Source organism: Rubrivivax gelatinosus (genome assembly GCF_016583785.1).
GTDB classification, from domain to species: Bacteria; Pseudomonadota; Gammaproteobacteria; order Burkholderiales; family Burkholderiaceae_C; genus Rubrivivax; species Rubrivivax gelatinosus_B.
The window spans coordinates 1-6,587 of the sequence record NZ_NRRU01000166.1; the positions used below are offsets into that span (position 1 = coordinate 1).

Below are 6,587 nucleotides of genomic sequence, written 5' to 3' on the forward strand. Positions count from 1 at the left end.
GCATCGGTGGCGGCAGGCATTCGGCGTGCGCGCCACCGGCGCACGCGCAGGGTGTCCTGCGGGGTGCCAGCGTAGGCGAGGCCGGCGTCGGCCGGCCTCGGGGGAAACGCCGGGGCCAGGCCCCGGCGACGTTCAGGCGATCAGGCCTTCGGAACGCCCAGGACCACGTGCGAGGCCTTGATGACCGCAGTCGCGGCCACACCCGGCGCCAGGCCCAGCTCCTTCACCGCTTCCTTGGTGATGATGGCCGCGACCTGCGCGCCGCCCGGCAGCGCGATCACGACCTCGGCGTTGACGGCGCCGGTCTCCACCGCGGTCACGGTGCCGGCGAGCTGGTTGCGCGCCGACAGCTTCAGCTCGCTGTCGCCGGTCATCACGATGACCCACGGCGCCTTCACCAGCGCCACCACCGGCTTGCCCGGCTCCAGGCCCAGTTCGGTGCAGCTGCCCAGCGTGACGATGGCCGTCAGATGGTCGCCCGAACCGAGATCGACGGCGATTTCGGCATTGACGCTGCCGGCTTTGACGGCGGCGACTGTGCCGCGGAGAACGTTGCGTGCGCTGATCTTCATCGTGAGTCCTTGTTGTTGATGCTGAAAGCTGACGGGTTTTTTTGTAGTGTTCGGTACATAGAATGTCCAGCACCCGACACGCTGACCCGAGCAGACTGAATGTAGGCCCAAGGTTTATGGCTTCGCCACCATAACGGGGTGCCAGCACAACGGCGGCTCGGGGCCGAAGCGGGGCGACAGCCGCTGGCACGGCTTTCGCTATCTACCCGGGTATACAAAGAACACCATGGACACCGACGCCACCCCCCGCTTCGCCGCCCGCATGACGCTGGACACCGACGGCGGCGCGTCGCTCGGCGAAACCCGGGTGCGGCTGCTCGAAGCGATCGAGCGCCACGGCTCGATCAACCAGGCCGCAAAAGCCGTGCCGCTGTCCTACAAAGCCGCCTGGGACGCGATCGACACGCTGAACAACCTGGCGCCGCAGCCGGTGGTCGAACGTGTCACTGGCGGCCGCCAGGGTGGCGGCACCCGGCTCACCGACTACGGCCGGCGCGTCGTCGCGATGTACCGCGCGCTGGAGAGCGAGTACCAGACCGTGCTCGACCGCGTCGCCGCCCACCTGCCCGACGCCGGCCCGGCCGACGTGCGTTCCTTCCGCCACCTGATGAAACGGGCGTCGATGCGCACCAGCGCACGCAACCAGTTCCACGGCCGCATCGTCGGCCTGCGCGACGGCAGCGTCGACTACGAGGTGCGCCTGGCACTCGACGACGCCACCGAGATCGTCGCCGTCATCACCAAGGCCAGCGCCGAGAACCTGGGCCTGGCCATAGGCCAGGAGGTGCTGGCGCTGGTGAAGTCGAGTTCGGTGCTGGTGAGCACCGACCGCGGCATGCGCGTCACCGCGCGCAACCAGCTCTGGGGCGAAGTCGCCGCGGTGCACCCGGGCACCGTCAACGACGAGGTCGTGATCGCCCTGCCCAGCGGCCGCAGCGTCGCCGCCGTCGTCACCCACGGCAGCGTCGAGGCGCTGGGCCTGGTGCCCGGCCTGGCCGCCGGCGCGCTGTTCAAGTCCTCGGCGGTGATCCTGGCCACCTACGACTGATCGCCCCGCACGTATTTCCCCGTCCCCCGTCCACGGAGCCCCTGAATGAAGAACCCGATCGCCCTCGCCGCCCTGCTGTTCAGCGCCAGCCTGGCCCATGCCGATGAAGTGCAGGTCGCCGTCGCCGCGAACTTCACCGCGCCGATGCAGAAGATCGCCGCCCAGTTCGAGAAAGACACCGGCCACGTCGCCAAGCTGAGCTTCGGCGCCACCGGCAAGTTCTACGCGCAGATCACGAACGGTGCGCCCTTCGAGGTGCTGCTCGCGGCCGACGACGAAACCCCGGCCAAGCTCGAGAAGGAAGGCCAGGCCGCAGCCGGCAGCCGCTTCACCTACGCCATCGGCACGTTGGTGCTGTGGAGCGCCAAGCCCGGCGTCGTCGACGACCAGGGCGCGGTGCTCAAGAGCGCCAGCTTCGACCACCTGTCGATCGCCAACCCGAAGACCGCGCCTTACGGCCTGGCCGCGATCGAGACGATGAAGGCGCTGGGTGTGCTCGACGCCGTCACGCCCAAGCTGGTTCAGGGCGAGAACATCGCCCAGGCTTATCAGTTCGTCGCCACCGGCAACGCGCCGCTGGGTTTCGTCGCGCTGTCGCAGGTGTTCGAGGACGGCGCGCTCAAGGGCGGCTCGGCCTGGATCGTGCCGGCCAAGCTGCACACCCCCATCCGCCAGGACGCCGTCGTGCTCGCCAAGGGCGCCGCCAACCCGGCGGCCAAGGCGCTGCTGGCGTATCTGAAGGGCGAGAAGGCGCGCACGGTGATCCGCGCCTATGGCTACCAGATCGCAGAATGATCTGAGCGCCTGGAGTGCCGACGATGCCGTTCAGCAGCGAAGACTGGGGCGCGATCCGGCTGACGCTGGAGCTGGCGACCGTGGTCACCGCGCTGCTGCTCGTCGTCGGCACGCCGATCGCGTGGTGGCTGGCGCGCACCCGCTCCTGGCTGAAGGGGCCGGTGGGCGCGGTCGTCGCGCTGCCGCTGGTGCTGCCGCCGACGGTGCTGGGTTTTTATCTGCTGCTGGCGATGGGCCCCAACGGCCCGGTCGGCGCGCTGACCGAGTCGCTGGGCCTGGGGCGGCTGCCGTTCACTTTCGCCGGGCTGGTCGTGGCTTCGGTCTTCTATTCGATGCCCTTCGTCGTGCAGCCGCTGCAGAACGCCTTCGAGGCGCTGGGCGAACGCCCGCTGGAAGCCGCGGCGACGCTGCGCGCCGGCCCGCTGGACACCTTCTTCAGCGTCGCCGTGCCGCTGGCGCGGCCGGGTTTCCTGACCGCGGCCATCCTCGGTTTTGCGCACACCGTCGGCGAGTTCGGCGTCGTGCTGATGATCGGCGGCAACATCCCCGAACGCACGCGGGTCGTCTCGGTGCAGATCTACGACCACGTCGAGGCGATGGAGTACGGCCAGGCCCACGTGCTGGCCGCCGGCATGGTGATCTTCGCCTTCGTCGTGCTGCTCGGGCTGTACACGCTGAACCCGACGCGGAGGCGGGCGTGAACGCCGGCCGGCCCGAAGCGCAGGCGGTGGCACGCGCCGCCGAGCCGCGCGCGCCGATCGAGGCCTGTTTCGAGGTCGACTACGCGGGCTTCCGGCTGCAGGCCGACCTGGCGCTGCCCGGGCGCGGCGTGACGGCGCTGTTCGGCCCCTCGGGCTCGGGCAAGACGACGCTGCTGCGTGCGATCGCCGGGCTGGAACACCACCGCGGCCGCCTCGTCGTCGGCGGCGACTGCTGGCAGGACGACGCGCGCGGCATCTTCGTGCCGACGCACAAACGTTCGATCGGCGTCGTCTTCCAGGAAGCGAGCCTGTTCGAGCACCTGACGGTGCGCGCCAACCTCGACTTCGGCCGCCGGCGCATCGCCGCGGCCGAGCGCCGTGTCGACTTCGACGCCGCCGTCGCGCTGATGGGCATCGGCCACCTGCTGGAGCGCAAGCCGGCGCGGCTGTCGGGCGGCGAACGCCAGCGTGTCGCGGTCGCCCGCGCGCTGCTGACCAGCCCGCGCCTGCTGCTGATGGACGAGCCGCTGGCGGCGCTGGACCAGGCGCGCAAGCGCGAGATCCTGCCCTACCTCGAACGCCTGCACGCCGAGCTCGACCTGCCGATGCTCTACGTCAGCCACGCGCCCGACGAGGTCGCGCGTCTGGCCGACCATCTGGTGCTGCTGGACGCCGGCCGTGTCGTCGCCAGCGGCCCGCTGGCCGAGACCATGGCGCGGCTGGACCTGCCGACGGCGCAGGCCGAAGACGCCGGCGTCGTCATCGACGGCCGCGTGCTGGCGCACGACCCGCACTACGGCCTGGTGACGATCGCCTTCCCCGGCGGCAGCGTGCAGGTCGCGCACGGCGCCGAACCCGCCGGCCGCCGGCTGCGGCTGCAGGTGCGCGCACGCGACGTCAGCCTGGCGCTGACGCCGCAGACCGACGGCTCGATCCTGAACCGCGTCGCCGCGGTCGTCGTCGCCGAGGCGCCGGCCGACACGCCCGCGCACGTGCTGCTGCGCCTGGACGCCGGCGGCACGCCGCTGCTGGCGCGCATCACGCGGCTGTCACGCGACCAGCTGCAGCTGGCGCCGGGGCGCGAGGTCTGGGCCCAGATCAAGGCCGTCGCGCTGCTCGCCTGAAGGCCAGACGATGAACACCCTGCCCGACCCGCTGCTGCTGGCGCTGCTGCACGACGACGTGCCCTGCGGCGACCTGACGACGCAGGCGCTGGGGCTGGCCGACGCCGCGCCAGCGCGGCTGGAGTTCCGCGCGCGCCAGGCGATGACGGTCTGCGCCGTCGAGGAGGCCGAGCGCCTGTTCGTGCTCGCCGGCGCGTCGGCGCGGCGTTTCGTCGCCAGCGGGCGCAGCGTCGCCGCCGGCGAACGCCTGCTCGCCGCGCAAGGCCCGGTGCCGGCGCTGCACACGGCCTGGAAGACGGCGCAGACCCTGGTCGAATGGGCCTCGGGGCTGGCGACGGCCACCGCCGCACTCGTCGCCGCCGCTCAGCACGACGGCCGCCGCGTGCCGGTGGCCTGCACACGCAAGACCGTGCCCGGCACCAAGTGGCTGTCGGCCAAGGCGGTGCGCGCCGGCGGCGCGACGCTGCACCGGCTGGGGCTGTCGGAGACGCTGCTCGTCTTCCCCGAACACCGGCTCTACCTGCGCGAGGCGCCGGCGGCCACGGTGGCGCGGCTGCACGCGGCCGAGCCCGAGAAGAAGCTGGTCGTCGAGGTCTGCAGCGGGGACGACGCGGCCGTCTGGGCCGAAGCCGGCGCCGACGTGCTGCAGCTGGAGAAGTTCAGCCCCGAGCAGGTCGCCGCCTGCCGCGAAGGCCTGGCGGCGCTGGCGCGCCGGCCGTTGCTGGCGGTGGCCGGCGGCGTGCGTGCCGACAACGCCGCGGCCTATGCGGCCGCCGGCGCCGACCTGCTGGTCAGCTCGGCCCCCTACACCGCGCCGCCTTGCGACGTGCGCGTCGAGTTCCATCCCGGCGACAGCGAGGTCGCCTAAGAAGGTGTGAAAGAACCCGCCATGCCCGCGTCGATCCGCCAAACGACCCCGAACGTGCGACGGCGCGACGACGTCTTGGCGCTGATCGCAGCGCGCCCGGCAGCGCCTCGGGGTCGCTTGTCGGCTCGCCCCTGCGGGACGGGGCACGCCGGGTTCTTTCACCCCTTCTGAGCACACAGGAGGATGCCGATGGCCCCGCCTCGAAGCGAGTCCCCGCCGCCCTGCTGCAGCCCGCAGCCGCCGGCCGACTGGAGCACGCTGCTGCCGCCCGACCTGCTGCCGCTGGTGGTGCAGCCGCTGCGCTGCGAACGTTTCGCCGACGACGAACTGCCGGCCGAACGCACGCTGGGTTATGCCGCCGACGGCAGCCCGAGCTTCTGCGTCAGCCGCCACCGGCTGCTGGCGCCGGCCTCCGACGACGACGAGGACTTCGTCGAGTCGACCGCGGTCAGCGAATGCACCACCGCCTGGCGGCTGCGCGACGGCGGCTGGCTGGTGCACCGCTCGGTGCTGAGCTTCGGCCAGTGCCCGCCGGCCGAAAACGCCAGCTACTACCTGACGGAGACCATGCCCCGATGAACCCGCACACCTTGTTCACCCGCCTGCGGGCCGCCGTGTTGCCGCTGCTGGCCGCCGTGACGCTGACGGCGCACGCCGAGCCGCCCATCGTCGCCGCCGGCGCCGGCTACAAACGCCCGGTGAGCGAGCTGGCGCAGGCTTTCGAGGCCCGCAGCGGCCACAAGCTGGAGCTTTCTTTCGGCAACATGGCCCAGGTGCTGACGCTTGCGGCCAGCAGCGGGCGCGTCGCGCTGATCCTCGGCGACCAGGCTTTCCTGGAAACGGCGCCGGTGCTGAAGGGCGCACGCCTGATCCCGGTCGGCGAAGGCCGGCTGGTGCTGGCCTGGGCCAAGGCGGCGCCGGCACCGGCGCGGCCTGAAAACGTCGCCGACCCGGTCTACGCGCGCATCGCCATGCCCGACCCGGCGCACGCGGTCTACGGCAAGGCGGCCAGCGAGTTTCTGCAGCGCAGCGGCCTGGCGGCGACGCTGCAGCCGCGGCTGATCACGGTGGCCACGGTGCCGCAGGTCTCGGCCTATCTGGCCAGCGGCGACGTCGACGCCGGCTTCATCAACCTGACCGACGCGCTCGGCATCCGCGAGCGCATCGGCGGCTGGCTGGCGGTCGACGGTGCGCTCTACTCGCCGGTGCGCATCGTCGCCGCGGTCGTGCCCGGCCACGAGCAGCAGGCCGAAGTGAAGGCGCTCGAAGCCTTTCTGGCGACGCCCGAGGCGCAGGCGTTGCTGCGCCGGCACGGGCTCTGAGCCGGCGTGGCGGGCGGCGCCGAACTCGCCGCCGCGCTCGCCGAGCCGGCGCTGCGTTCGGCGCTGGCGCTGTCGGCCCAGGTGGCGGCGCTGACGCTGCTGGTGCACGCGACGCTGGGCACCGCCTGCGCCGCCGCGCTGGCGCGGCGCGGCTGGC

Annotated in this window: 8 protein-coding genes; 7 read left to right on the plus strand and 1 reads right to left on the minus strand. The window is 72.3% G+C overall.

Annotation, left to right across the window (positions count from 1 at the left end):
* Positions 1-140: 140 nt before the first annotated feature.
* Complete coding sequence (locus CKO43_RS24480; RefSeq protein WP_200380298.1) at positions 141-572, minus strand: TOBE domain-containing protein; 432 nt, start codon at positions 570-572, stop codon at positions 141-143.
* 226 nt (positions 573-798) lie between these two features.
* Here CKO43_RS24480 and CKO43_RS24485 point away from each other — a divergent pair, with 226 nt between their 5' ends.
* The 7 genes from CKO43_RS24485 to modA (CKO43_RS24515) all read left to right on the plus strand — a co-directional run bounded on the left by CKO43_RS24485 (position 799) and on the right by modA (CKO43_RS24515) (position 6,430).
* On the plus strand, positions 799-1,620 hold the full coding sequence (locus tag CKO43_RS24485; protein WP_200228208.1) for a TOBE domain-containing protein: 822 nt from the start codon (positions 799-801) through the stop codon (positions 1,618-1,620).
* Positions 1,621-1,665: 45 nt separating this feature from the next.
* Entirely contained in the window at positions 1,666-2,415 is a 750-nt protein-coding gene (modA, locus tag CKO43_RS24490) for a molybdate ABC transporter substrate-binding protein (RefSeq protein WP_200228207.1), read from the plus strand.
* A 23-nt stretch (positions 2,416-2,438) separates the two neighbouring features.
* A complete protein-coding gene (gene modB / locus CKO43_RS24495) occupies positions 2,439-3,116 on the plus strand; it encodes a molybdate ABC transporter permease subunit (protein ID WP_200380299.1) in 678 nt (225 codons plus the stop codon).
* Positions 3,113-4,240: a molybdenum ABC transporter ATP-binding protein gene (gene modC / locus CKO43_RS24500; RefSeq protein ID WP_200380300.1), complete on the plus strand. Its 1,128-nt coding sequence runs from the start codon at positions 3,113-3,115 to the stop codon at positions 4,238-4,240. The genes modB and modC overlap by 4 nt, the downstream gene beginning before the upstream one ends.
* Positions 4,241-4,250: 10 nt before the next feature.
* On the plus strand, positions 4,251-5,108 hold the full coding sequence (gene modD / locus CKO43_RS24505) for a ModD protein (RefSeq protein WP_200380301.1): 858 nt from the start codon (positions 4,251-4,253) through the stop codon (positions 5,106-5,108).
* Between the two features lie 189 nt (positions 5,109-5,297).
* Positions 5,298-5,687: a hypothetical protein gene (locus CKO43_RS24510; RefSeq protein ID WP_200380302.1), complete on the plus strand. Its 390-nt coding sequence runs from the start codon at positions 5,298-5,300 to the stop codon at positions 5,685-5,687.
* A complete protein-coding gene (gene modA / locus CKO43_RS24515; RefSeq protein WP_200380303.1) occupies positions 5,684-6,430 on the plus strand; it encodes a molybdate ABC transporter substrate-binding protein in 747 nt (248 codons plus the stop codon). Before CKO43_RS24510 ends, modA (CKO43_RS24515) begins: the two co-directional genes overlap by 4 nt.
* The last annotated feature ends 157 nt before the right edge of the window (positions 6,431-6,587 follow it).

Coding starts and splice junctions, on each gene's coding strand:
- modA (WP_200228207.1), top strand. CDS start 1,666: ATGAAGAACCCGATCGCCCTCGCCGCCCTGCTGTTCAGCGCCAGCCTG.
- CKO43_RS24480 (WP_200380298.1), bottom strand. CDS start 572: ATGAAGATCAGCGCACGCAACGTTCTCCGCGGCACAGTCGCCGCCGTC.
- modB (WP_200380299.1), top strand. CDS start 2,439: ATGCCGTTCAGCAGCGAAGACTGGGGCGCGATCCGGCTGACGCTGGAG.
- modA (WP_200380303.1), top strand. CDS start 5,684: ATGAACCCGCACACCTTGTTCACCCGCCTGCGGGCCGCCGTGTTGCCG.
- modD (WP_200380301.1), top strand. CDS start 4,251: ATGAACACCCTGCCCGACCCGCTGCTGCTGGCGCTGCTGCACGACGAC.
- CKO43_RS24510 (WP_200380302.1), top strand. CDS start 5,298: ATGGCCCCGCCTCGAAGCGAGTCCCCGCCGCCCTGCTGCAGCCCGCAG.
- CKO43_RS24485 (WP_200228208.1), top strand. CDS start 799: ATGGACACCGACGCCACCCCCCGCTTCGCCGCCCGCATGACGCTGGAC.